The 24,108-nt window shown below is 50.0% G+C and carries 28 protein-coding genes; 13 read left to right on the top strand and 15 right to left on the bottom strand.

Going from position 1 to position 24,108, the window contains the following annotated elements:
• The first annotated feature begins 285 nt into the window (after window positions 1–285).
• Both ACYU87_RS08210 and ACYU87_RS08205 read left to right on the top strand, forming a co-directional pair.
• Window positions 286–582, top strand: a complete 297-nt coding sequence (locus tag ACYU87_RS08210; RefSeq protein ID WP_461133543.1) for a hypothetical protein — start codon at window positions 286–288, stop codon at window positions 580–582.
• Window positions 583–877: 295 nt separating this feature from the next.
• On the top strand, window positions 878–2,962 hold the full coding sequence (locus tag ACYU87_RS08205) for a PAS domain-containing sensor histidine kinase (RefSeq protein ID WP_461133542.1): 2,085 nt from the start codon (window positions 878–880) through the stop codon (window positions 2,960–2,962).
• A 28-nt stretch (window positions 2,963–2,990) separates the two neighbouring features.
• Here ACYU87_RS08205 and ACYU87_RS08200 read toward each other — a convergent pair whose 3' ends face one another.
• From ACYU87_RS08200 to ACYU87_RS08190, 3 genes are all read right to left on the bottom strand, one after another.
• A complete protein-coding gene (locus ACYU87_RS08200) occupies window positions 2,991–3,653 on the bottom strand; it encodes an alpha/beta hydrolase (RefSeq protein WP_461133541.1) in 663 nt (220 codons plus the stop codon).
• A gap of 26 nt (window positions 3,654–3,679) precedes the next feature.
• Window positions 3,680–4,672, bottom strand: coding sequence for a bile acid:sodium symporter family protein (locus tag ACYU87_RS08195; protein ID WP_461133540.1), 993 nt, complete (start codon window positions 4,670–4,672; stop codon window positions 3,680–3,682).
• Window positions 4,673–4,796: 124 nt separating this feature from the next.
• The gene (locus ACYU87_RS08190; protein WP_461133539.1) at window positions 4,797–5,723 is read right to left on the bottom strand and encodes a Ppx/GppA phosphatase family protein; all 927 of its coding nucleotides are present in this window, start codon (window positions 5,721–5,723) and stop codon (window positions 4,797–4,799) included.
• A 58-nt stretch (window positions 5,724–5,781) separates the two neighbouring features.
• Here ACYU87_RS08190 and rpsU point away from each other — a divergent pair, with 58 nt between their 5' ends.
• From rpsU to ACYU87_RS08175, 3 genes are all read left to right on the top strand, one after another.
• Window positions 5,782–5,979 (top strand): 30S ribosomal protein S21, encoded by a 198-nt coding sequence (rpsU, locus tag ACYU87_RS08185; RefSeq protein ID WP_046576296.1) that lies wholly within the window; start codon window positions 5,782–5,784, stop codon window positions 5,977–5,979.
• Window positions 5,980–6,183: 204 nt separating this feature from the next.
• Window positions 6,184–7,104: a tyrosine-type recombinase/integrase gene (locus ACYU87_RS08180; protein WP_461133538.1), complete on the top strand. Its 921-nt coding sequence runs from the start codon at window positions 6,184–6,186 to the stop codon at window positions 7,102–7,104.
• Between the two features lie 54 nt (window positions 7,105–7,158).
• Window positions 7,159–7,833 (top strand): EboA domain-containing protein, encoded by a 675-nt coding sequence (locus ACYU87_RS08175; protein WP_461133537.1) that lies wholly within the window; start codon window positions 7,159–7,161, stop codon window positions 7,831–7,833.
• A gap of 68 nt (window positions 7,834–7,901) precedes the next feature.
• On the opposite strand, the gene ACYU87_RS08170 is transcribed toward ACYU87_RS08175, so the two are convergent.
• Both ACYU87_RS08170 and ACYU87_RS08165 read right to left on the bottom strand, forming a co-directional pair.
• Window positions 7,902–8,564 carry a porin family protein gene (locus tag ACYU87_RS08170; protein ID WP_461133536.1) on the bottom strand — a complete coding sequence of 221 codons (663 nt, stop codon included), beginning with the start codon at window positions 8,562–8,564 and terminating at the stop codon, window positions 7,902–7,904.
• A gap of 6 nt (window positions 8,565–8,570) precedes the next feature.
• Entirely contained in the window at window positions 8,571–9,245 is a 675-nt protein-coding gene (locus tag ACYU87_RS08165) for a DUF4136 domain-containing protein (RefSeq protein ID WP_461133535.1), read from the bottom strand.
• 238 nt (window positions 9,246–9,483) lie between these two features.
• On the opposite strand from ACYU87_RS08165, the gene ACYU87_RS08160 reads away from it, so the two are divergent.
• Window positions 9,484–10,416, top strand: coding sequence for a TatD family hydrolase (locus ACYU87_RS08160; RefSeq protein ID WP_461133534.1), 933 nt, complete (start codon window positions 9,484–9,486; stop codon window positions 10,414–10,416).
• Window positions 10,417–10,504: 88 nt separating this feature from the next.
• Complete coding sequence (gene eboC, locus ACYU87_RS08155) at window positions 10,505–11,380, top strand: UbiA-like protein EboC (protein WP_461133533.1); 876 nt, start codon at window positions 10,505–10,507, stop codon at window positions 11,378–11,380.
• A gap of 125 nt (window positions 11,381–11,505) precedes the next feature.
• Here the strand turns inward: eboC and ACYU87_RS08150 are convergent, their stop codons facing one another.
• The 9 genes from ACYU87_RS08150 to sufC all read right to left on the bottom strand — a co-directional run bounded on the left by ACYU87_RS08150 (window position 11,506) and on the right by sufC (window position 17,773).
• A complete protein-coding gene (locus ACYU87_RS08150) occupies window positions 11,506–11,937 on the bottom strand; it encodes a BrxA/BrxB family bacilliredoxin (protein ID WP_461133532.1) in 432 nt (143 codons plus the stop codon).
• 68 nt (window positions 11,938–12,005) lie between these two features.
• Window positions 12,006–12,317 carry a DUF59 domain-containing protein gene (locus tag ACYU87_RS08145; RefSeq protein ID WP_461133531.1) on the bottom strand — a complete coding sequence of 104 codons (312 nt, stop codon included), beginning with the start codon at window positions 12,315–12,317 and terminating at the stop codon, window positions 12,006–12,008.
• Between the two features lie 7 nt (window positions 12,318–12,324).
• Window positions 12,325–12,798, bottom strand: a complete 474-nt coding sequence (locus tag ACYU87_RS08140; protein ID WP_461133530.1) for a SufE family protein — start codon at window positions 12,796–12,798, stop codon at window positions 12,325–12,327.
• Window positions 12,799–12,800: 2 nt separating this feature from the next.
• Complete coding sequence (locus ACYU87_RS08135; RefSeq protein WP_461133529.1) at window positions 12,801–13,097, bottom strand: type II toxin-antitoxin system RelE/ParE family toxin; 297 nt, start codon at window positions 13,095–13,097, stop codon at window positions 12,801–12,803.
• Window positions 13,076–13,267, bottom strand: coding sequence for a hypothetical protein (locus tag ACYU87_RS08130; RefSeq protein WP_461133528.1), 192 nt, complete (start codon window positions 13,265–13,267; stop codon window positions 13,076–13,078). Before ACYU87_RS08130 ends, ACYU87_RS08135 begins: the two co-directional genes overlap by 22 nt.
• Before the next feature lie 21 nt (window positions 13,268–13,288).
• A complete protein-coding gene (locus ACYU87_RS08125; protein WP_461133527.1) occupies window positions 13,289–14,527 on the bottom strand; it encodes a SufS family cysteine desulfurase in 1,239 nt (412 codons plus the stop codon).
• Window positions 14,528–14,623: 96 nt separating this feature from the next.
• Entirely contained in the window at window positions 14,624–15,544 is a 921-nt protein-coding gene (locus ACYU87_RS08120) for an esterase-like activity of phytase family protein (protein WP_461133526.1), read from the bottom strand.
• 62 nt (window positions 15,545–15,606) lie between these two features.
• Window positions 15,607–16,932 (bottom strand): Fe-S cluster assembly protein SufD, encoded by a 1,326-nt coding sequence (gene sufD / locus ACYU87_RS08115; protein ID WP_461133525.1) that lies wholly within the window; start codon window positions 16,930–16,932, stop codon window positions 15,607–15,609.
• A gap of 85 nt (window positions 16,933–17,017) precedes the next feature.
• The gene (gene sufC / locus ACYU87_RS08110) at window positions 17,018–17,773 is read right to left on the bottom strand and encodes a Fe-S cluster assembly ATPase SufC (protein ID WP_461133524.1); all 756 of its coding nucleotides are present in this window, start codon (window positions 17,771–17,773) and stop codon (window positions 17,018–17,020) included.
• Between the two features lie 287 nt (window positions 17,774–18,060).
• On the opposite strand from sufC, the gene ACYU87_RS08105 reads away from it, so the two are divergent.
• The 6 genes from ACYU87_RS08105 (at window position 18,061) to ACYU87_RS08080 (ending at window position 23,320) form a co-directional block, all read left to right on the top strand.
• Window positions 18,061–19,566, top strand: coding sequence for an arginine deiminase family protein (locus ACYU87_RS08105; RefSeq protein WP_461133523.1), 1,506 nt, complete (start codon window positions 18,061–18,063; stop codon window positions 19,564–19,566).
• Window positions 19,567–19,686: 120 nt separating this feature from the next.
• A complete protein-coding gene (ctlX, locus tag ACYU87_RS08100; RefSeq protein ID WP_461133522.1) occupies window positions 19,687–20,616 on the top strand; it encodes a citrulline utilization hydrolase CtlX in 930 nt (309 codons plus the stop codon).
• Window positions 20,617–20,779: 163 nt separating this feature from the next.
• On the top strand, window positions 20,780–21,238 hold the full coding sequence (locus ACYU87_RS08095; RefSeq protein ID WP_461133521.1) for a MarR family winged helix-turn-helix transcriptional regulator: 459 nt from the start codon (window positions 20,780–20,782) through the stop codon (window positions 21,236–21,238).
• A gap of 53 nt (window positions 21,239–21,291) precedes the next feature.
• Window positions 21,292–21,507 carry a hypothetical protein gene (locus ACYU87_RS08090; protein WP_461133520.1) on the top strand — a complete coding sequence of 72 codons (216 nt, stop codon included), beginning with the start codon at window positions 21,292–21,294 and terminating at the stop codon, window positions 21,505–21,507.
• A 121-nt stretch (window positions 21,508–21,628) separates the two neighbouring features.
• Entirely contained in the window at window positions 21,629–22,480 is an 852-nt protein-coding gene (locus tag ACYU87_RS08085) for an SDR family NAD(P)-dependent oxidoreductase (RefSeq protein WP_461133519.1), read from the top strand.
• Window positions 22,481–22,597: 117 nt separating this feature from the next.
• Entirely contained in the window at window positions 22,598–23,320 is a 723-nt protein-coding gene (locus tag ACYU87_RS08080) for a head GIN domain-containing protein (RefSeq protein ID WP_461133518.1), read from the top strand.
• 126 nt (window positions 23,321–23,446) lie between these two features.
• Here ACYU87_RS08080 and ACYU87_RS08075 read toward each other — a convergent pair whose 3' ends face one another.
• A complete protein-coding gene (locus tag ACYU87_RS08075) occupies window positions 23,447–24,088 on the bottom strand; it encodes a hypothetical protein (protein ID WP_461133517.1) in 642 nt (213 codons plus the stop codon).
• Window positions 24,089–24,108: the final 20 nt, after the last annotated feature.

Below are 24,108 nucleotides of genomic sequence, written 5' to 3'. Positions count from 1 at the left end.
AGTTAATGTACACCGACTTCCAGAGTCGGTTTTGTTTTATTTATAAAATATCAGCGTCTTCTCGTTCGTTTTTTATACCTGAGATAGGTGATAAAGCGCCGACAGACTACTTCGGAGAGAGTGCTACAAACCGGTTGACAAAGCTGTTTCTTGGTTTTCTTACCAAAAAACCGGAGAAATCGACAGTTCATCGAAATATGAGAGATCAAAGGCTCATTATTTGCCAAATTTGAATCATAAATCGCTGGCACAAACCACCATTCACTAAGGCATAAACATACACGCATGAACCCTGTTATCTCAACCCTTCGCCCTGCTTTGTCGACTGTCGTTATATCGGACAATCAACGTGTAAATAGTCGTATTCTGGATAACTCATTGGCCATGAGTCAGAAAGAATATTCATCACTCTCTATGGAAGAACCAGCCGCTCATTTGTTGTTAGGCAGAGATTTTCTGGGAATCGATGATAACAATCACACGATGTACAGCCTGACGCGAAAAGAAAACTGGCTGTTCTCGGCCGGTGCCATTGCCGGGTTAACCATACTGGGCTATATCTGTAAATGGATCCTGATGTAACAGCTGCGCTGCGGGCGCTACAATACGCAGTTTTTCCTGAAAATGACTAAGTTAAGTAGATAAACGTTGTTCCACTTGTGTCGGGTTGCCCATAACCACACTAGCGTTTCCTGATCATTGAGTTTGCATTGACAGCAAAACCAGATTCCAAAAGGGGTCTGGTTTTTTGTTGCCCTGCCCAGTAGGGCCGAAACCGAATCTCGCGGAATAAAGCCTTTCTGTCTAAATGAAAGAACCCCGAAACCCAAAACTACACCAGGACGTTACTATATTGGCAACATTAATTTCTTCATCTATGACCGGCGAGCAAAAGCCACTTGATCAGGATAAGGCACTCAGCGAGCGTTTAGATGTAAATTTTGCGTTAAAAGCAGCACGTCTTGGTGTTTGGGAGATAGATCCGGCAACGTTTATCATCCATTGGGACAAGCGCTGTCAGGAGCTGTACGGCATGACTCTCAGCAATCAGGTTCCTTACAGGCAAACCATCCGATATCTTCATCCCGATGACCTGGATTGGGTAGATAAGGCCGTCCAATCCGCCATGGACCCCCAAGGCACCGGTGAACTGGACGTGACATACCGCACGATTGGGGCCGATAATGGCCGTCTGCGCTGGGTTCGATTTATGGGGCAGGGTTACGTTAATGCGGCTGGTGAACTGTTCAGGTTCTCGGGTGTTGCGCAGGATGTGACCGAGGATGTACTGGCTCGCCAACGGATTGAACTGAGTGAACAGCGGTTTAGAGGTTTGATTCAAGAAGCTCCCTTTGCCATTGGTGTTTACACAACACGGGAGTTCATCATTGACATGGCTAATGATGCCATTATCAAAGTGTGGGGAAAAACGCCAGCGGTTGTTGGTATGAAACTGGCCGAAGCGCTGCCGGAGCTGGAAGGGCAACCTTTCATCGGCTTGCTGGAGCAGGTTTATGATACGAATGTTGCTTATGAAACCAGCGAGCAGGAAGTGTACCTCGTCGTAGAGGGTCGTTTGCAAAGCTTTTGGTTTACGTTTACCTACCAGCCCCTTACCAATGAACAGGGGAATGTGTACGCCATTCTGAATATGGCGGTTGATGTGACCGAACAGGTATTGGCAAATCGTAAACTGATCAATACGGAAGAAAGCCTCCGGGGCGCAATTGAACTTGCTGAGCTGGCGACCTGGAGCCTGAATATTGAGACAAATACCTTCACGTATTCGAAGCGGTTCATGGAGTGGCTGGGCTTTTCCAGTGACACCAAGACCCTGGATGATGCCTTTAATCCACTGCCGGTCGAATACCGACAATCGGTTGCCGACGCCATCGGCGCGGCCATTCGGCCCGGTTCGAGCGGGCGTTATGAAAATGAGCATTTAATCATTAACCGACTGACGGGGCAGGAGCGTCTTATTCATGCACAGGCTCAATTGCTGTACGATGAGAAGGGAATTCCGGTCATGTTAAGCGGTAATGCGCAGGACGTTACCGAACAACGCAGAGTGCAGCTGGCGTTGGAGCAGCAGGTTCGAGAACGTACCGAAGAACTGGAAATAACGAATGAAGAATTGGCGGCTACCATTGAGGAACTGGCAGCCACTAATGAAGAGTTAGCAGCTACCAATGAGGAACTGACGGAAGCCAATGAAGAGCTGGCCGAGTCCAATCAACACCTTACCCGGTCTAACCAGAACCTGGAGCAGTTTGCTTACATTGCCAGTCATGATTTGCAGGAGCCTTTGCGGAAGATTCAGCAGTTCAGCGATCTGCTCAAAACGCGCTATGCAGCATCATCCGGCGACGAGCTCGTTTATCTGGAGCGGATGCAGGTTGCGGCCAGCCGTATGTCGCTGTTAATAAAGGACCTGCTGACTTTCTCGCGCATTTCGACGAGCCCTGCACCAGCCGCACGCGTGTCACTCTCGCGGGTTGTCAGCGAAGCACTGGATAACCTGTCGGTGGCCATTGACGAAACGGGAGCGGACGTCCAGATAGATCCCTTACCGACTGTATTTGGCGATATATCGCAACTAGGCCAGTTGCTCCAGAATCTTTTCTCAAACGCACTCAAATTCCGGCGGCCGGATGTTCCTCCCCGAATCGAGGTCAGTGCAATGGTTGTGCAGGCCCAGGACTTGCCGAATGGGGTGAAGCCTACTCGGCAGGCAGTGGCCTATCATGTCATAGAGGTTGCGGACAATGGCATTGGCTTCGATGAGAAATACGCCGATCGTATTTTTCAGGTTTTCCAGCGCCTGCACGGGCGGGGCGAATTTGCCGGTACAGGGGTAGGATTAGCCATCTGCCAGAAGGTAGTGACCAACCACGGAGGAGCGATCACGGCTAGAAGCAGACCCGGCAATGGGGCCACGTTCAGTATCTATCTGCCCGTGTAAGTTGGTTTAGATAAGGATAGAAAAAGGACTAAATACCCAGCCCAATCAGTTGAGTTAATACCCTGGGCTCTACCTTGTGTCCGCCTTCAAACGCCGTTAGTTTCATCGTTGGCACATCGGCCTGTATACGGTCCAGGTAGCCCTGTGCATCATCCATCCGGGAGATGTATTCATCCTGCTGGCCGAAAACATAATGGGTTTCGATGGTTGCTAGTCTGGCTGGATCGATCAGTTCAGTCAGCCCATTCGGGAAGTAGCCTGCCCACAAAATCAGCCGGTCTGCCTGAATGGACTGGGCCAGGTTTAGCCAGCGGCAGGCAACGGCCGCACCCTGCGAAAAACCCAGCACCGTAATATGAAGGCTCGAACGGTCTTTTTCGTTTAGCACAGTAGTATACAGGGTATTCAGATAGGCCAGGAAGTCACTGATTTCGTGCTCCTTATCTTCCCGAGTGAGCCATGATGCCCCGACCCGATTATAGGTACCATCGAGGTAGGAGCGGGACAAACCTTCTGGTACCACAATACATGTTTTGCCATCGACCAGATCGACAAATTTCCGGCTGAAATACAGGGCCAGTTGACCAAAGCCATGCAGGCAAAACCAGACGTGTGTTGTTGCCGTGTTCAGCTCGCCGAGCATGTAGTAACGGGCCGTTCGCTGAACGGTAAGGTGATGTTCGGTTGCCATAATATACGCCAATGTTGACCAGATGGCTACGGCAAGACGACCGACTTATCCGGTTCTGCCAACAATACTTCTTTGGGCGGGTGCTGGCTCCAATAGGTGGCCAGCAGCGAACCTGTTGTGTTCATAATGGGACCAAACAGAGCAGGAGCGAGGCCTACGGTCGCTACTTTACCCATCTGGACGGCAATACCTGATGCCAGACCGCCGTTTTGTAGGCCGACCTCAATGGCTACCGTACGGCAACTCTGCTCATCCATTCCGAATAGTCGGGCGCTCCAGTAGCCTAATATGAAACCCGTCAGGTTGTGAATCAGAACGCAAAGTGCTAATGTCCAGCCTACTGTCAGTAAACTATCTCGCCCGGCGGCCGTAATGATGGCGACAATCAGGACAATACCGGCCATTGAGATGAGGGGCATAACCCGGTTCAGGAGAATGGCCGATTTATGAAAAATGCGGTTCAGCGCCAGCCCGATGATAACCGGCAAAATGACGATTTCCATAATCTCGACCATCATTTTCCAGAACGAAATCTCAATAAACTGGCCGGCCAGCAGCGTCATCAGGGCAGGCATCAGGAACGGGGCCAGCAACGTCGATAAAGTGGTTACGGTGATGGACAGGGGTACGTTTGCTTTGGCAATGAAGCACATGACGTTGGAGGCCAGACCGCTGGGCGAACAGCCAATCAGTACAACACCGGCTGCAATTTCGGGTGGAAAATGGAAGACGTTAGCCAGCGTAAAACCCAGCAGAGGCATAATAAGAAAATGACACGATACACCGACCAATACCGCCCGGGGCTGCTTAATGACACCCTCAAAATCCCTGATCGACATGGTTGTGCCCATCCCCAGCATAATGATCTGGAGCAGTGGCACAATTAATTTTTTCAGTGGAAAATCGCCTACTCTGGTAAATGGTCCCGGAAACGCGAGCGCTACGGCTACGGCTGAAATGATGAGGGCTGTATAAAGTAAATTGCTGTAAGACGAGCGTTCGTTTGTGTCGGCTTTCATTTCCTCAACGGACTAACAGATAATGGGTAACTAAACCAGGACGTAAAAGCGCACAGATGGCCAAACTTACCCGTGCTTGCGAGAGGGTTTATTTCCTGCTAAACTAGTCTTGTATCTGGTCTGCTTACGCAAAAAGTGACGCCAGCACGCCTTCTTTCAGGGAATAGGTAGAGGTTCTGATCTGCGAAATGCCATACGTTTTCAATACATAATCGATCAGGCAAACGGCTACCACAATCATATCGACGCGCAGTTCGATCATACCAGGAATCTGCATCCGGTCGGCATGGTTACGGCTGATAAGCAGGGCGTAGGCTCGATAAAATTCGGATACGGGCAACGTAAACGACGTGTGCGCCGGATTGGGTAAATGGCCGTATTCGTGCATAAACCACATATCGACCAATGTATCGAACGACCCCGATGAACCCACCAGAATAGTTGGCTGATACTGATGAATGGCATTAGCCAGGGGCAGCAGCCGTTCCTGAAAATAGTCGTGGAGTCGGCGAAGACTGCCCGAGCTGATGGGGTCAGTCGTCATAAAGCGTTCGCGGAGACGCTGCCCGCCAATCTCAAAACTTTGTTTCCAGAACGTCCGCGATTGATTGCCCAGGATAAATTCAACGCTACCGCCCCCAATATCAACGACCAGCGAGGTAGCCTCGTCCAGCGCGCCGGCTGCCCGAACGCCCCGATAAATATACTCGGCCTCCTGTTCGCCCGAGATAACGGTAATTGGAATACCGGTTGCCTCGCGAACCCGGTCAATGAACTCCGTCTGATTGCGGGCAACACGAATGGCACTCGTACCCGTCGCAATGACCTGGCCGGGATCAACTCCATACTGATCGATCACTTGCCGAAAGTAGGCCAGCACGCCCAGCGCCCGGCCAATGCCGTCTTCGGTGATGAACCCCTGATTGATACCCGCTTGCCCGATTTTAGCGGGATGGCTTTCCCGAAACAGGGTTGTATAGGCCGAACCGGATTTTTCAACGATTAACAGATGAAATGTGTTGGTACCTAAGTCGATAATGGCTTGTTTCATAGTTGCAAAGCTATTACCTTTGCCGTCCGGTTTTTAGCTAAAACAGAATATTTAGAACATGCTTATCATTAACGTAAAAGACAACGAGTCGATCGACAAGGCCCTGAAACGTTTCAAAAAGAAATTTGAAAAGACGGGTGTGTTGCGGCAGTTGCGGTCGCGGACGGCTTTCCAGAAGCCATCCATCAAGCGTCGCACAGAAATCATCAAAGCCACGTACAAAGAACGCATGTACGGCAATCATACCGAGCAATAGACTTGTTTGGTGGTGTGAAGTTGGTTGTGGATGAATCGTTGAATGCGCAGTCAACGATGATGAATCGCCAAGTGGTATAACACGACACAGAAGCAGTAAGCAGCCATGCTTGCTGCTTTTTTTTGTCTGTTTCGGCGGCCCGGCCAGATTTTTTTGATTCGTTTAATTGGCATGATTAGATTTGACTAAAATCAGAGGAATCCTATGAATCAGACAGATCCGACGGGCTGCCGAAGCGGGCAAGATTTCCTCCAGCACATCCGGTTTGAGAAACGGCTGAGTCACCATACGCTAACGGCGTATACAAAGGATCTGGACCAGTTCTGTACGTTTGTGGCAACAGAATGCAACATCGACCAACCCGAACTTGCCGATTTCCGTCACGTTCGGTCGTGGATCGTAAGTTTGGTCGAGGGCGATATGGACAAATCGTCCGTGAACCGCAAAATCGCTACGTTACGCGCTTTTTTTGGGTTTCTGCTACGCCGGAAAGTTATCGATTTCGACCCCATGTCGAAAATACAGGCGCTGAAAACCAGTAAAAAACTGCCGCAGTACGTCGAAGAAAAGCCAATGGAAATGCTGCTTGGCGATGTCGAGTTTCCCGAAACATTCGAGGGTGTGCGCGACAAACTGGTGCTCGAACTGCTATACGGTACGGGTATTCGATTGAGTGAATTGACGGGCCTGAAAACAGCCGACGTAAATCTCTACGAAAAAACAATTACGGTGCTGGGCAAACGGAACAAGCATCGAATTATTCCCCTGACTGACCCGCTATTCGTGCTTATTCAACAATACAGCCGTTTGAAAGAGGAAACCTTTCTGGGGCAGGCTGACCAGCTGCATTTAATTGTGAGCGACAAAGGCGTGGCGGCTTATGCGATGCTGATCCAGCGCATTGTAACCCGGCACCTTACGCTTGTCACGACGCTTGAAAAGAAGAGCCCGCACGTGCTACGTCACTCTTTTGCCACCCACCTGCTCAACCGGGGGGCCGACTTAAATGCCATTAAAGATCTGCTCGGACACAGTAGTTTGGCGGCTACGCAGATTTATACCCATACCAGCCTGGAACAGTTGAAAAACACATATGACCAGGCCCACCCAAAGGCAAAAAAGTAACGCGGACATCCAGTCCGCTTTTAACATAAGCGGACTGGATGTCCGCGTTACGGTATGAATATTCTCACAATGAGTCAAACGCTGTTCTATCTACTTGAACAGCAGCCCAATTCTGAAAAGGCAGTAAACTACCTTACTCAACAGGCCGACGCGTTTAACACCAGCCAGCAGGTCGCTGTTTTTTACCGTGTATTCACGGCTATTCCCCGTTTCGTGGGCAAACAACCCATCAGCATACCGACCGATCTGCAATTTGCGTTGCAGCGGGTGCGGCCCGGCTTCACGGTCGAGGGTTGGACACTTGATCGGTTGGCGCGAGTGTGGTGGTTGCTTCAACTGCCGGCTGATGATCAGCTTGGCTACGTCAAAACGATCAGCGAACTCTTCAAAGCGGGCGAACTAAATGAGTTGGTCGCGCTTTATTCGGCGCTACCGGTGCTGTCGTATCCCGAAGCCTGGACGTTTCAGGCTACAGAAGGTATACGGAATAACATTGCCGATGTGCAGTCAGCTATTATGCTTCACAATCCGTTTCCCGCCGACTACTTTACCGAAGCCGCTTGGAATCAGCTGATTATGAAAGCGTTTTTTACGGATAAAGACGTAACCCAGATTACAGGCCTGCATGAACGCAAAAACGCCCGACTTGCCCAGACGCTGGCTGATTATGCTGCCGAACGCCGGGCTGCCGGACGCAGTTTACCCACTCATATAGAGGAACTGATGTAAGGTCGGTTGTACGATTTTTGGTTGGCTGGAGCGGCCGTATGGCTTTCGCGTCAGCCAACCAAAAACGATTAGTAGAACCGGTACGAAATACCGGCTGACAACATGAGCGAAGGGCTACTGTTTTTCAACAGGTCATAGTTAAAAAATACGTTTTGGTACTGAGCCTGGAACTCGGCACCAAAGCCCTGTTCTCGCTTGCCATAATACTTCACTCCGATAGCCGGAGCAATGGCTCCTTTGAATCCACTCGACTGATCGGCCAAGGGACCGAAGTAGTTTGTGTAATTGACAAAAGCGCCACCACCCGCAAACTGCACATATGGCCGAAGAGCCGCTGCATTATCCGCAAAATAGTAAGACAGGGAAATCATGGCCGGAATGACCGATAGCGTACGCGTTTGTACCGCCGAAATAGACTGATTGTCGTACTGGTAGACCTGACGGGGAAGGCGCTGCTTGTTGTACTGATACCCTGTTTTTATACCAATTGAGAACTGCCTTGGAAAGAGCCATTCGCCATCAAGCGCCAGATTCGTAGGCGACACTTTGTCGATGTACCCCTGCGTTCCACCCATCGGGAACGCGACACCGTACCGGGCCGAAATGTTGAACGTTACGTATTCCTGATAAGGTGACGGGAAGTCGTAGTTTCCCTTATTGTCATTTTGATACTGCGCCCAGGCCGTTGTTGTTAACGCCATCAGGGCAAAGAAAGCTATGATCGGTTTCATGCGTGATTATTCAGTGGCCTTCAGGTAAGGCGATTGGTTGAAAATAGCCGTAACGGCTGTGTCGACGGTTTGTTGATCGGTGATGTCGGTGCCGCGAATGGTGGCATCATAAATGACATTCAACTGGGTCTGTGTGGTACCCGTGCCCGTTGCGGGACGATTTTTCAGATCGACAATCTGAATCTCCCAGTACTGGTCTGTAACCTGGTAAGTGTAGTAACTAGGGTAATAGGGAGAATAGCCGTACCCGCCAAAGCCGCCAAAACCACCGCCCCAATAGTTTGAATAGTAGGAATATGGATTGGAGGCTACACCCGTATACTGGTTATTGACCCGAATGATGGCTACGCCCAGGTCGGCGTTTTCGCCCCGGCTAACCCGCCGAAATCCTTTAGCTGTTAGTGCGTTGGCTACGTTCGTGACAAACCGGGTTGAAACATCCGATTGTGTCATACTGTACGAATCGTTTGACTCGATGATGACTGAATCGGGCAGGCTGAACGTTTTGTACTGGCTGAAGTTAACCGAGCGGTCGTAGTTGGTAATATAAACCGGACTATCGGCAGGGCTCAGGTCGTTAATTGCATTTTCGCGGCAGGCTGTCAATCCACCAATGCCAAGGAGCAGTAAAACTACGCCGAGTTTCCACTTTCCTGCTTTACGTTGTTGATACATCTTCATGGTTGCATTTGTTGTACAATTGATTTTGCTACTGTAGAGCGTTCAAATGCCCTTGGCGGCATCTGATCAGAACAGACTATGTTCTTTTACGGAAGTTCTATCTATAAAACGAATAGGCTAGTCTGAAGTTTGTTGAGTTGAATTAAATGTTGCTAAAAAACGTGCAGAAAGGGGGTAATTTTTGCAGAACTTTACGGATCGATTGACCCTTGCACAATGCCTTTAACGTAGTACAATTATGGATTTTATGGATTCAATTCGTGGCATGTCTTTCTTCGATATGCACGTTCACATGACCTCCCGCACCACCGATGATTACCAGGCAATGGCCGATGCGGGCGTAGTAGCCCTGATTGAACCGGCTTTCTGGTTAGGTCAGCCGCGAACGGGTGTTGATTCGTTTCGCGATTACTTTGCCAGCCTGGTTGGGTGGGAGCGGTTCCGAGCTTCTCAGTTCGGTATTCGGCATTACTGCACGATTGGATTGAACTCTAAGGAAGCCAATCAGGAAGAATTAGCGGAGCAGGTTATGGAAATCCTGCCTTTATTCATCTATAAAGAAGGCGTAGTAGGCGTTGGGGAAATTGGCTTCGATGACCAGACTCCCGCAGAAGACAAATACTACCGGGCGCAGCTGGAGCTGGCAAAAGAGGCCAATCTGCCGGTTCAGATCCATACGCCCCACCGTGACAAAAAACAGGGAACCAGCCGTAGTATGGATATTGCCATTGAGCACGGTATTGCGCCCGGTATGGTAATCGTTGATCACAACAATGAAGAAACGGTGCGGGAAGTACTGGACCGGGGTTTCTGGGCTGGTTTTACCATTTACCCGTTCACTAAAATGGGAAATGAGCGGATGGTTGAGATCGTGAAACAGTACGGTCCGGAGCGCATTATGATCAACTCGGCCGCCGACTGGGGTATCAGTGATCCGCTGGCGGTGCCAAAAACGGCGGCCTTGATGAAGCAGCGGGGTATCTCAGACGAGGCTATTAAACTCGTTACGTTTACCAATGCCGTAACGGCTTTTGCGCAAAGCGGCCAGCTTAGCCTCGACGAACTCACCCAGCCGATGGGTGTCGATCAGAGCCAACGGTTCAATGGCAGCTCAATTCTGCGTGGTGGGCAGGCCCCGCGCGTAGATAAGGAATCAACGATTATTAAATAAAAGAGTGAAAGAGCGAAAGAATGAAAGAGCGCCCAAAGAATCCGCCAGCTCTTCACTCTTCCACTCTTTCACTCTTTCACTCTTTCCTATGCTAAAAGCACTTCTTTCCTTAACCCGCCCGGCTAACCTTGTTACGGCCGTTGCCGATGTGCTGGCTGGGATGGCCATTGCGGGTTATTTTGGGGTATTCGATCCGGCTCCGGTTCCTGTAGGCTGGCTTTGTTTAGCGACAATCGGGCTGTATGGTGGGGGAGTTGTGTTCAACGATGTTTTTGATGCAGAACTGGATGCCATCGAGCGCCCGGAGCGTCCTATTCCCAGCGGAATCGTTAGCAAATCTACCGCAGCGCTACTGGGAGCTGTTTTACTGATCATTGGGATCGTATGTTCGTTTTTGGTAAACCAGACGGCGGGCTTTCTCGCTGTCGCTATCAGTGTGGCATCGCTCGTGTACGACCGGTTCGGTAAGCATCATAGTTGGCTGGGGCCGGTTAACATGGGGTTATGCCGAGGGTTAAACTTACTGTTAGGTATCAGCATTCTACCCGATCAGGTGTTGCCCTGGCTATGGGTTGGGGTCGTTCCCATTGCGTACATTGCGGCTATCACTATGATCAGTCGGGGAGAGGTGCACGGCGGTAGCCCGACCATTTTGCGGTTCGCGGGTATTTTGTACGCGCTTGTTATTGGTTGTGTAGCAGCTCTGGCCCAGCGGCAGCAACAATTAGGTACGGCGCTACCCTTTCTGCTGTTATTCGGCTATTATATTTTCCCGCCCCTCTGGCGGGCGGTGAAAGAACCCGTTGGCCGAAATATCGGACTGGCGGTGCGGGCCGGGGTGCTATCGCTCATCGTTATGAATGCAGCCTGGGTAGCTTCTTTCGCGTCTTTTCCGTTAGCTATGCTGGTTTTTTGCCTGTTACCCCTGTCGCGGCTACTGGCAAAAGTTTTTGCTGTTACCTAAAAGGGGCCATATCGTCAGACATGGCCCCTCATTCGAAGTCTTTATGTAGTTAGGACTTCTACAAAAGGCGAATGGCCGCTGGGACACGGTTCAAACCGTGTCCCAGCGGCCATTCGCCTTTTATCTTAGGCGTTTGCTGGGGTACAGAACTCTTCCAGTGCCATTTCGAGGTGTTGGGCAATCATTTGCGCCGAACGCCCTTCGATGTGGTGCCGCTCAATGAAATGCACCAGATCGCCATCTTTGAAAATGCCGATGGCTGGCGACGATGGAGGGTAAGGCAACAGGTACTCCCGCATTTTGGCGGTAGCTTCCAGATCGCCACCCGCAAAAACAGATACCATTTTGTCTGGTTTAACCGAACTGGCTGCCAGGGCGGCCTTAACACCCGGACGAGCTGCGCCAGCAGCACAGCCACAAACCGAATTCACAATCACAAGCATGGTGCCTGGTGTGTTTTCCATTGTGTTTACCACGTCTTCGGCCGTGGTCAATTCTTCAAACCCAACGCTTGTCAGGTCTTCCCGCATCGGGATAAGCAAATGAGGAGGATACATAATTGGTTAAATTTAGTCGTAAGGTAATAAGTCGTACGTTAATGTGTTACCAATAACTGACGGCTGTTTCACATAAAGCCAAGTTCCAGTTTCGCCACTTCCGACATCAGTTCGGTTGAGTACGGTGGATCGAATGTCAGCTCGACACTCACATCGTTGACCCCCTCAATGGCGCGTACTTTCTCTTCGATCTCAGCCGGAATCGAGCCCGCCGACGGGCATGAAGGCGATGTCAGCGTCATCAGGATATAGACATTGTTGACCGGAAATATCTTGATGTCATAAATGAGGCCCAACTCGTACACGTCTACCGGAATTTCGGGGTCATAAACAGCCTTCAGGGCCAGTACCACTTGTTCTTTTAGTTCTTCGTCTGTCATGACAACTTTAAACAGTTTTTTCAGTGTTTGCGCGACCGAATGCCTTCATGCGTTCAATCATCGACGCCAGGCCACCGGCCCGTAACGATGTAATCAGATTCCCCATGCCCACCCGCGGAATAAAATATAAGTCGGCATTGGCAATGTCTTCCGGTTTTTCGCCGGATAGAACCCGGATCAGCAAGCTAACCAAGCCTTTGGAAATTTGAGCGGTTGGTTCACTATCTCCGTAAAAATACAGCCGAGCCTCGCCATGCCGGGCCTCGCCGGGCCGGGTACCGGTTTGATCATCGCCTTTCAACTCAGCATCGACCCAAACTTTCGACTGACAACCCATAATTCGGTTTTCATCGGTTTTCAGGTCTTCAGGCATTGGCGGTAACTTCTTGCCCAAATCAATAATATATTGCGTCTTGTCGAGTTGGTCATCGAACAAGTCAAATTCCTCAATAATCTCGTCCTGCTTCTCGTTAATCGTCATGCTTAAAGTTTACCTAACTGGCTGGCCTGATGCCGCACACCTATTATTGTTATTGTATCGTGAATATATATGTACAAGAGCCGATAGCTTCCTATTAACATTTCCCTCAGATGAATCAGGTCTTTTTCCGGAACTTTCCGGCCCATTTCCGGGAAAGATTCCAACAAGCCCAGCTTCTTTGTTAAGTCATTGGACCAATTCTCAACATATACTGACGATGACCTTGATAGATAATGAAGTATGTCTCGTAGGTCTTCTTTTGCTTCGTCCTTCCAAATTATCGGCGTGCCTGTATCCATTCTTTCATTTCACGCATGACATCCTCATTTTTGTGTCCTTTGCCTTGGCCCATTTCGTCCATAGCCCGTTCATAGCGGTCAAGAATAATAAGTCGTTCGACAGCTTCGTCAAGTGAAATTTTTTCCGGCAACTGACGGAACGACTCAATGATGGCAGCAGTATTAATCATAGCACAAAGGGTTTAGGCCTATCACAACATCATTTTCTGAACCCGACGCAATCCGGTTACGAGCCGATCGACTTCATCTCTGGTGTTATAAACCGCAAATGACGCCCGCGTAGTTCCGGCAATGCCAAAGCGTTGCATGAGTGGTTGGGTACAGTGGTGTCCCGTCCGAACGGCAATGCCCTGCTGATCCAGAATGACGCCCGTGTCCTGGTGGTGAATACCATCCAGCACGAAGGAGATGACGCCAATTTTGTGTTTAGCCTGCCCGATAATACGCAACCCATCCAATTCGCTCAATTGCTCGGTGGCGTACTGAAGCAGGTCATTTTCGTGGGCAGCCATGTTCTCTTTTCCTAAACCGGCCATGAAATCGAGGGCCGTTTTGGCTGCAACGACATCGGCAATATTTGGGGTGCCCGCTTCGAATTTGTAAGGAATGTCGTTGTAAGTCGTTTTGGCAAACGTAACTTCTTTGATCATCTCACCACCGCCCCGGTAGGGAGGCATTGAATCGAGAATTTCTTTCTTTCCGTATAACACACCCATGCCCGTTGGTCCATAAAGCTTGTGGGCCGATAAGGCGTAAAAGTCAGCGTCGAGCGCCTGTACGTCGATGTCGAGGTGGGAGCTGGCCTGTGCGCCATCAATCAACACAACTGCGCCCACTTCATGCGCCTTATCGATGATCGTCTTGACCGGGTTAACTGTTCCGAGCGAATTGGAGACGTGAACGCAGGAAACGAATTTGGTACGCTCGGATAGCAACTTTTCGTATTCGTCCACCATAAGCTCGCCCGCGTCGTTGACCGGAATGACTTTTAGGATGCATCCCTTTTCTTCGCACAGCATCTGCCAGGGCACAATATTGGAATGGTGCTCCATGGCCGAAATGATGATCTCGTCCCCTTCTTTCAGAAACCGGCGTCCGTAGCTCTGGGCTACCAGATTAATACCGTCGGTGGTGCCGTAAGTAAAGATGATCTCCTGCCAATGGCGGGCATTCAGAAATTCCTGAAACGCCCGGCGCGATGCCTCAAATGCAGCTGTCGCCTTTTCGGCCAGGTGGTGAATACCCCGGTGAATATTAGCATTGTAGCCCTCGTAATACTCAGTCAGCGCATTGATGACCGACAGGGGCTTCTGGTTCGTTGCTGCGTTATCGAAATAAACCAGCGGCCGACCGTTCACCTGTTGATCGAGGATGGGAAAGTCCCGGCGGATCTGCTGAATATCGAGGGTAGTTTCTATCGCTGCTTGCATGTCGTGTTCGTCTTGAAAAGAGGATAAATGATGAAAGCATTCACCCAAAGGTTACTCATAAAACGTAAATCAAGGGCCGTTAGGTTCGTATAAGCGCTACCGTCTTTTCAGAACGATGACCTGATTCCGAAGGGTTTTGTTGTATCGAAAATTGTCATCGGCCATGACCACCAGGTTTTTGTGCTGTTCATCGAGCCAGGCCATGGCTTCCAGATTACAGACGGTTCCGGGAAACTGCCGGTTAAAGTCAAAGGCCAGTTCTTTGCGTACTGTGTGGGTTACGGAGTCCGGCGTTGCCAGGTACAAACGGGCTGTCACGCGTTTTTGGGTGGCATCGTAGCATCGTTCCAGGATCAGTAAGCGGGTTTCATCAAGTGCTACGATTTCCGAAATGCCGCCGACGCGTTCCTCCCCCTGCGCGAAAGGGCATCGATTGATAGGGTATGCATAGCGCTCTACTAGTGGATCAGGCGCTAATGGATTTGGGTACCGGAAAAGCGTGATCGTATCCTGAGCCATGCGGGTTTCGCCCTCCCAGCCTGCTTCCGGCGCAATCCAAAGCGCACCCGATGGCATGAACGCCAGCCCTTCGAGCCCTTTGTTCGGACCGGGCAACGGCATTTTTAGTAACACCGTTGCCGCACTATCGTGCATTGCCTGACCATAGTAAGCAGACGTGACATGCTCGTGTTCATCGGTCCAGAAGTAAGTGCCGGTCAACGCGTTGAGTCGAATGCCTTCAAACCAGTATGGTGTCTTCTGCGCGTTTAGTAGATGGCTACTGTCCTGTAAATCGCGGATGGTTTTGATGTTGGCGAATGTAAAGTGCCAGCCCCGATCGCTTACCAGATGCCATTCGCCGGTAGCCGGACGAATGGCAAGCCCCGAAATACCCCGCAGGCTATCACGTACCAGGGGGATTGTCAGGGAGTCGCCTTCAAACAAAAACTGAACCTTCTGAGCCTGCGTGGAGCAGGCAAGCAACAAAAAGCAGGTAAGTAGGCGCAGAAATCGCATGGAGAATAAAAAAGGTGTCGGGTTGAAGAACCCGACACCATAGAAGTCAGTAGGTAACAGACCTATTTCGTCAATTTTTCGCGAACCACGCCTTCCAGATACTCGCGAATGGGCGCAATCTTGATCTGGCTCAGTACATCCTGCGAAAAAGCATACAGCAGCAATGTTCGGGCTTCATCTTTTGGAATACCCCGCGACCGCATGTAAAACAGAGCCTCGTCGTTGAGCTGGCCGGTCGTGGTACCGTGCGAACACTTTACGTCGTCGGCATAAATTTCCAATTGCGGCTTGGTGTTCATCGAAGCACCCGGCGACAGCACCACGTTCTTACAGGACTGATACGCGTTGGTTTTCTGCGCGTCGGGCCGAACGAAGATTTTACCGTTGAATACACCCGTACTGTTATCATCCAGAATCCCTTTGTAGAGTTCATTACTGTATGAGTTCGGCATGGCGTGATCCACAAGGGTGTGGTTATCGACGTGCTGCCGACCGTTTGGCATGTACAGACCATACATGAAAGCTTCGGCGTGCTGGCCATTCAACACAATATTCAGGTTGTTCCGAACGAAGCTGCCATTAAGCGTGATCGACGCGGAGTAGAAATGGCTGTTGTCGGATTGGCTCACCTGCGTGGTGCCAATGTGAAACGCTTTATCGGTCTCGTTCAGCACTTTATAATACTGCATCCGGGCATCGCGGGCCAGTACAATCTCCGTTACGACGTTGACGAAGCTGATTTTCTCGCCCAGTGTTCGGTACGATTCGGCCATCATCACCTCGGCATTTTTGCCGATAACCACCAGGTTACGAGGTTGCGACGCAATATTTTTCTCCCGGGTATCGGTAATGAAACGCAGGATAATGGGCTGCTCAACCGTGACATTATCAGGAACCCGGATAACGACACCATCGCTGGCCATGGCGGTATTTAGGGCGGTAAAGGCACTCTCCTGATAATCGGCGTAGCTGGCAAAGTGCGAGCCCATGAAGTCAGCGTCCGTTTTCAGGGCTTCGGCGAAACTCGTAATGGTTACCTGGTCGGTCGGGCTAATAATGCGCGACAGTTCAGGATGGTAAACGCCGTTGATGAAATACAGAATGTTGCCGTCGAGGTTCGGTATTTCGAGCGGACTCAAATCCTCGGCTGTCAGCGTAGACGTAGTGTCGAGGCCAAACTCCTCTTTAAGCAGCCCATTGACATTTGAGTATTTCCACTCTTCATGCCGAATGGTTGGGAATCCCAACTGCTCAAACTGTTTCAGCGCCGACCGTCGAAGCTGGTGTACCGGCGATTTTCGTTCGCCGTTCATGCGCTCTTCGTTGTCCCGAAAAGACGCTAGCAACTGCTCTTTAAAATCGTTATATGATGCGTAAGACGGAGTCATTTTTTTTATGTATGATGTATAAGGGTGTATGATGTATGATGTACGGGTTAATTTATAACATACATCATAGATGATATATCATACATCAGATAGCTTCAGCTTCGGCCTTTATCCAGTCGTATCCTTTTTCTTCCAGTTCGAGAGCCAGTTCCTTCGGTCCCGACTTAACGATACGTCCTTTATACAATACGTGCACGTAATCAGGCACGATGTAGTCCAGCAGGCGCTGGTAGTGTGTTACAACGATGGTGGCCCGTTCCGGAGACCGGAGCTTGTTAACGCCATCAGCCACGATCCGTAGCGCGTCGATGTCCAGACCAGAATCGGTCTCGTCAAGAATAGCCAGTTTCGGTTCGAGCATAGCCATCTGGAAAATCTCGTTCCGTTTTTTCTCTCCGCCCGAGAACCCTTCGTTCAGGGAGCGGCTCAACAGCGACTGATCAATGTTGACGAATTTCATTTTTTCTTTCATCAACTTCAGAAACTGCACCGCATCGAGTGATTCCTGACCGCGGTACTTGCGAATTTCGTTGATTGCGGTTTTCAGGAAATTGGTTGTACTAACACCCGGAATCTCGATTGGATACTGGAATGCCAGAAAAATACCTTCGGCGGCCCGTTCTTCGGGCGCCATATCTAATAAGTCTTTACCATCAAATACCACGCTGCCGCTCGTTACCTCATAGTCTTCACGACCTGCAAGTACCGAAGCCAATGTGCTTTTGCCTGCACCATTAGGGCCCATAATAGCGTGAACCTCACCGGGGTTGACTTCCAGGTTGAGGCCTCTTAATATTTCTTTTTCGCCGATTGAGGCATGTAAATTACTGATGGATAACATAATAGGTTGTATCGTGACAGCGCTAAATAAAGCCGCAAAGTTAACAGATGAAATGGCATCTACGCTGTTGGATAACAAAATCGGGTAGTTAAAAGTTGGTCTACATTCAGCTTATTCATTGATAATCAAAAAACTTCTGTCCAGCACCAGCCAAAACTGTACTGGTAAGTACATTCTGGCTGTAAAACTCCCCGTTGGCAGACCCGTGAGCCGCCTATTTTATTTCCTGCCGCAAACCAGTACCTTGCCCGCCGAGTTCGTTACTGGCTGTCAAATTGAATTGATGTATGGAAAATAGAGAAAATAAGGTCAATACCGGGCTGGCAGACACACAGGACGATAAGCTGAGTCACCTTTCGTCGCGCATTCATGTATCGTCGGAAATTGGTACGTTAAGGCGGCTGCTCATCCATAGTCCCGACCGAGGTTTGGGCAAAGTGATACCGTCGAAAGCACAGGACTGGCTTTTCGAGGATATCGTACACCTGGATATGATGCGCCGTGATGAGTACGATTACTACGTGAAGATTCTGTTGTACTTTCTGGACCCCGACAAGGTGAAAGGCAGGATAGCGGAACTCGGTCCTGACTCGGATCGCTCGTTTTTCAAGCCCGACCACGAAGCGTATTTCAAGTCGGACAAGGTCATCGACATTCAGTGCCTGCTCTCCGATATTCTGGCAAATGACAGTACGCGAACCCGCCTGATTGCAGCCATATGCGGCATTGAACGAACATCGTTTCGGACCCAGCAGCAACTGGGCCAGTACGAACCTGTTGAGCTGGCGAAAATCATGATTTCCGGTTCACTACCCGACCTGACGATGCTGTTTGCACCCCTGCCTAATTTTATTTTTACGCGGGACATTGGCATCGTGATCAACGACCATATTCTGCTGAACAAACCCGCTAAACTAGCCCGCACCCGGGAGGCTTTGCTGGCGCAGTACATCTTCTTCAATCACCCGCTTTTTGCTGATTACCAGGATAAGATACTGGAGATACCTGATAATGAGCATGCTTTTCTGCTTCCGGACGCGGACGCAAAACGTGATGTGACACGCACAACGCTGGAAGGGGGCGATGTGATGATGATCGGCAAGCGCCACCTGATCGTTGGGGTTAGTGAACGGACTACCTTATACGCGGCTCAGCAGGTTATGCGGCTCGTATTCAGTAAAAATGTCGTTGATAAGGTTACGATTCTTCAGATTCCTAAAAAGCGTGATTACATGCATATCGATACCGTTTTTACGCAGGTGAAGCGCAACATATGGGTACTGCTGGGGTCGCTGGCTCGTACGGGCGACGAAGCGCAAAAACGCGACGTCATCCACTTCTTTGCCCCGAAAGATGTATCTGAGGAACTGAAAATTATGCAGTTCAGCAACGGATGGGAACACAAGCCCGTTGAACTGGAAAACCTCGAAGATCTGCTGACCGACATTAGCAAAAACGACCTTGGGGCTACCGAACCAGTTCAGTTTATCTATTCAGGAAATAACGAGTTCCCGTTTGGTGCCCGCGAGCAATGGACCGATTCGTGCAACCTGCTGGCGCTGAAAGATGGCGTCGTTGTGGGTTACGATCGAAATGAGAAAACGGCCGATGCCTTCCGGAACGCCGGTTTCGACGTAGTCGACGCGGCTAACTTACTCGCTCGTTTTGAGCGGGGTGAATCCTCTCCCGAAACCATCGAAAATACCTTTATCATGCTGCCATCGGCCGAGTTAAGCCGGGCGAGGGGCGGCTCTCACTGCATGAGCCTGCCGCTTCTGCGCGAGGAGGTGTAAATGGTGGAGCCGGGCTGGCCGAAAATCATTGTCAAAATGGTAACCAGGTGCTAATTTGCAGAAGATTAGTCTTCGCGGACTTTATAACTTTACGATTCTTTCTCACTTACGACTTTTTTTATGCAATCACAGGCCACTTCCCGAATCCTAATGATTCGTCCGGTCAAGTTTGGCTTCAACGCCGAAACCGCCGAGTCGAATGCGTTTCAGGATATTAAACTGGCTGCACAAACAAAGGACGTAGCCCAGGATGATGCCCGGCGCGAATTCGATGAAATGGCAGGTCAGCTCCGGGCCGTTGGCGTTGATGTACGGGTTTACGATGATCGTACTGATCCGCATACGCCCGATTCAATCTTCCCGAATAACTGGGTTTCTTTTCACGCCAGCGGAACGGTTGTACTCTACCCGATGCAAGCCGAAAACCGGCGTCTCGAACGTCGGCAAGATATTATTGACGATCTGGCCAAACAGTACCACGTGGCTAAAGTAGTCGATCTTACCCATTTTGAGCAGGAAGGTAAGTTTCTGGAAGGGACTGGTAGTCTGGTGTTCGACCGGATGAATCGTGTTGCGTTCGCCAGCATATCCCCCCGAACGCACCCCGACGTACTGGCTGAGTTCGGCAAACAGACGGGCTACCGGACGGTATCGTTTCATTCGGCCGATGCCAACGGAACACCAATTTACCACACCAATGTACTCATGTGCATTGCCGATACCTTTGCCGTGGTGTGCCTCTCGGCCATCAGCGATCCCGACGAGCGGCTGATGGTACGCCAGGAACTGGAGAAACTGAACAAGCGTATCATCGACATCTCACTGGAACAAATGGCCAGTTTCGCCGGAAACATGCTCATGGTTCAAACCCGGAAAGGCCAGAAGCTGCTGATTATGTCTACTCGGGCTTTTGAGTCGTTAACGCCCAAACAGATCGATCTTCTGGATGATTACGCTACGCTGCTTCACTTCGATCTGCCGATAATTGAAGGCAATGGGGGAGGTTCTGCCCGTTGTATGATGGCAGAAATTCATCTGCCGATGAAATGATGAAGGTGATAATCAGTAGGGGATAAGCGATAAGTGGCTGATAGGTAGGGATTTTTCTCAGTCTATCGCCACTTTTTTATTTTTATTCGCTACTTTTTTGGTTCATTGTTTGCACATACAAATAAGGCGTTGTACTTTTGTATCATACTTTTAGAAGGACGTAATGACGGACGGAAAAACGGGTATCCTCGCCGATAAAGACAAATCTGTAACGCGCTTCAGTGCCTGTCTGCTGTTTTCAGCCAATGCACTGTCGAGAGCGATTACGGCCATCGGCGATGAAGAATTTGGTCGATTTGGGATGTGTTATTCTCACGCTTACATGCTATGCGAAGTAGTTGGTCAGCCGGGCATAACGCCCTCCGAATTAAGTGAAACGCTCTACCTCACACCATCGACGATTACTCGTCTGGTTGAGAAACTGGAACAGAAGCAGTTGGTCCGCCGGGAGTCGGAAGGGAAGAAGACGCTGATTTACCCAACCAGCGAGGGGATCGCTCTTCAGCCGGAAATTGCCGAAGCCTGGGATCGGGTAGGAAAACACTACTCGGAGTTGATCGGCGAAACGGATGTTTGCCGCCTAACGCAACAGGTGTTCAAAGCGGCTCAGTCTCTGGGCTAGACCGCTAACCATTTACTTAAACTATTGTTTGCACATACAACAAACTAAGCGCCATGAAAACGAACGAAGATACCATCGGATTAGTCAGCAGTAATGCTACGGAAACCACGAAAGACATTTGCCGCTCATTGGCTAAAAAAGGCATTTCGGCCATTGTTGTGCAAAAGGAAACCACGCAGCATGATGTTCAGGAGCCTGTCGATCAGCACACTTGGTCGGGACAACCGGGTAAAGATCTGTTTTTCAATGGTTGGAAGTTAATGTTTTAGGGTGCACTCAACTATTACTCATCACTATTCCTCTTTTTTAACGGATTCGGCCAGATTAGTTGTTCAGTAACTAGTCTGGCCGAATCTTTTTATTTTCGGGATAATTACGCAGCATACCTTTATGAAAACGGCATTGATTACGGGGGCAAACGTTGGCATTGGTCTGGCAACGGCAAGAGCGCTGGCCCGTCGAGGGTTCAACCTGATTTTACTTTGCCGAAACAAAGAAAAAGGAAAGAAGGCTCTGCACATCCTCCAGCGGATCAATCCCGCAGTACGCATCGAACTGGTACTAGCCGATCTGACTGATGCGGACTCCATTCGCCGGGCGGTCGAACAGATCAGGCAGAGCCACCAGACGCTGGATGTTCTACTCAACAACGCGGGTTATTCACCAGACCGGATCGAGTTTGTGGATAACATCGAAAAATCGTTTTACGCCAATCACCTTGGTCATTTCATGCTGACTTATTACCTGCTGGATTTGCTCAAGGCATCTGGCGAGGGGCGTGTGATCAACCTTTCGTCGGCGGCTTATGCGCTGGGTAACGCGTCCCGCTTTTTTCAGCGGGACGAAAAATTATCCATTCTTTCCGCGTATGGTGATGGCAAACTAGCCAATATTCTGTTCACCAGAGAACTGGCCAGCCGGTATGCCCATGTCGGTATCACCGCCTACGCCGTCCATCCGGGTGTCGTCAACTCGGGTTTCGGTAGCAATTTTACGGGTGGCGTCGGCTTGCTGATGAATCTAGCACGGCCCTTCATGCGAACCCCGGAGCGAGGAGCCGAAACGTCTGTTTATTTAGCCACAGCGCCACTAGCTACCCTAACTAAAATGGATGGGAAAGCGGGGGGCTCAGGTGGCTACTTTGCCGATTCGAACCCCAAACTGGTTAAACACAACGATCTGACTGCCAAACGAGCCGCCGATTTATGGACTAGAAGTATGGATTTTGTGCACGCTAAATAATCGTACAATCAGTAGATTAACGAATGAACTTTATCTATTTTTAGGAAAGAAGCAACGCTGGTTCAAAATAAGTCTCTTTAGCCTATCAATCTAAACCAAACCGTTAGCTACCCGACTATGAAAACGCAGACAGTTACCTCCTTTATCGCTCTACTGATGCTCCTGATGCAGGGCGTACACGCTCAGAATTCGATTACCGGTAATGGCGACATTGTAAAGCAACAACGCACCATCGGTAGTTTCAACAAAGTAACGGTACGGTTAGGCATGCGTGTTCATATTGCGGCTGGCAACGCCGGTGTAGCCGAACTGGAAGGTGAGAGCAACATCCTGGAGCACGTTGTGACGGAGGTCAAAAACGGTGAACTGACGGTGATGCTGGCAAAAAATAAAAGTTTCAATCAGACAAAAGGAGTAACCGTTACCATCCACGTGGCCAAACTCAACGAACTTCTGGTCAGTACCGGTTGCGTCGTCGAGTCGGAGCTGCCGATAGAAGGGGCGAAGGTAACGGCAACTGTTGAAACGGGCAGTCGCCTGACCGCGCCTATTTCCACCAAAAATTTAATACTTACGGTGAAGGAGGGCTCACAGGCCATACTACAGGGTACAGCCACTGAGGCTGATATTCGACTGTCGGGAGCGGGCAAACTAACCGCCGATAAGCTAACGATTGCCCGGGCCAACGTACGAGTCGATGGGGCTAGCCGGGCCGATATTCACGTTACCGAAACATTATCTGCCTCCGCCGATGGGGTTAGCACGGTCAACTATACAGGAAACCCATCCGTAACAGCGCAGGAAGCAACGGGCCTGTCGAAGATTCGCAAGCAAAGCTAGTCGCCCGACTTTGCAGACTATATGCGCCGTCAATCAGCAGCCAGGCGCTTCTGATAGCTGATCGACGGCGCAACCCTACAGGCGGTCGGCTCCTGCCAGGCCTGTTTACGAAAAATAGGCTATTACTTATGGGTTTGTTTTTTTTCCTGACAGAATCAGATCCCGGTTTACTTCCTTATCAATGTCGATATAGCCTGGGTATTTAACCGCTTTATTTCCCAGCATGATGGTTGGCCTGATCTTCAGCGTAATGCGGGAAGGGGATGTCTGGCTGCTACCCGCCAGATTACGAACCAGGTCGATAAACGCATTTCGGGTCGACGAATTGGTGATTATGCCGTAAGCATTGGCATTTACGGGAATCGGTACAATCACTTTTCCCCCATTTGCCGGCACCTCAATGCGCTGTTGAACGACGCCAGTAGCCAGTTCATTACCGGCCAGCAATAAGCGATAATCGAACTGATTGATGGCCGCTATGTCGTTCGTTGGGTTCGTAATTTCCAGATTGATACTCGCTTTAAAAGGAACATCCTTACGAAGCAATCCGGCCGCAACTCTCGGATATTTGAGGGGATTAACATCATCCAGTTTCCGAATGTCCTTGAACTCCTGAATGTCGTAACCAGCAATACTTATACTGTCGGCCGATTGAACGGCATATTGGCTCTTGCTCAGCGTTTTAGCTTGCTGCACCTGCCGATTGACTCCGCACTGGGAAAATAACACAGAGACAACCAGAAGGGCCAGTTTTATGGATGATCGCATAAAGTAGAAAATTGAAAGTG

This window comes from Spirosoma lituiforme, from assembly GCF_054776635.1.
The sequence above is the reverse complement of the archived record's forward strand: the minus strand, read 5'-3'. Positions and strand labels throughout refer to the sequence as shown.